Here is a 1,178-nt window from a genome sequence, read left to right as displayed (position 1 = left end):
TACATAAGAAAATGACATCGAAATCTTCATCTAGCGCTTTTGCTTCCGAAAGTGAGTTAACGCCTACCAGCTCAATTTGAGCCAAACGACATTCTTGGACAATTTGCTCTGCATAAGCATAGTTATCACATATAAAGAGCCCTCTTTTGACCACATCGGAATGCCAACCAAAGAGAGGTAACGCCTCTACTTCTATTGAAAAACCAAAGCATGTGCCCACCCCCTTGGTCGAGGTTGCCACTAGCTTGCCTCCCATCATTGACACTAGTTGGCGACAAATCGCAAGCCCTAGCCCTGTTCCGCCAAACTGTCTCGAAACACCCTCGTCTTCTTGAGTAAACGGTTCAAAAATGGTCGCCAGTTTGTCCCTTTCAATGCCGATGCCCGAATCCTTGATAAGGAATGTGAGCGAACCTCGCCCTTGCTCTAACGCTTCTTCGTAACTCACGTCGACTGAGATATAGCCTTGTTCAGTAAACTTAACGGCATTGGAAACCAGATTAGTAATGATCTGTTTGATGCGATGATCATCGACCATCACGCGAGCCGGAATGTTTTCATCCAATGAAATATCGAGTTCAAGCTGTTTAGACGTGGCTTTAGATTGAAACAAAATCACCGATTGATAAACGACTTCGCGAATGTCAGCTTCAACCAACGACAATTCGAGGCGCCCCGACTCGATCTTAGACAAATCTAGAATATCGTTTAGCAATGCAAGCAAAGTGTGAGAAGAGGTATCGATGTCATCCACGACTTCTTGCTGATGAGGCGACAGCTCACTTTGCGACAAAATTTCAGTCATCCCCATGATGCCATTCAACGGCGTTCGAATCTCATGGGACATGTTGGCAAGAAATACAGATTTTGCTCTATTGGCTGCCACTGCCGACTCTTTGGCGTGCAGTATTTCGTGAGTTTGCCTTTGCTTTTCTTCCACCACACGATTGACTTGCTGCGCAAAGAGAGTGAACTCGTCACTACCATCGACTGCGACTTTTTTCTCTTTTTCTTCCTCATTAACAAGGGCATTAAGAGCATGAATGATTGCGCCAATCTTACTGTTAACACGATACCAAGTGGCAAACCCCAACCAGCCAAGTAAGAGAAGAACTACCGCAACACCACAGGTAATGAGCAATACACTCCGTTTTTGCTCATTGACTTGAGTAAGTAGG

Annotated in this window: 1 protein-coding gene; it reads right to left on the bottom strand. The window is 45.2% G+C overall.

What is annotated here, in order from left to right:
• The coding region (locus tag R7E00_RS24370) for a sensor histidine kinase (RefSeq protein ID WP_318124808.1) at positions 1-1,178 on the bottom strand (1,178 nt) is incomplete at both ends.

Source organism: Vibrio sp. Vb1755, from assembly GCF_033338635.1.
GTDB classification, from domain to species: Bacteria; Pseudomonadota; Gammaproteobacteria; order Enterobacterales; family Vibrionaceae; genus Vibrio; species Vibrio alginolyticus.
The sequence above is the reverse complement of the archived record's forward strand: the minus strand, read 5'-3'. Positions and strand labels throughout refer to the sequence as shown.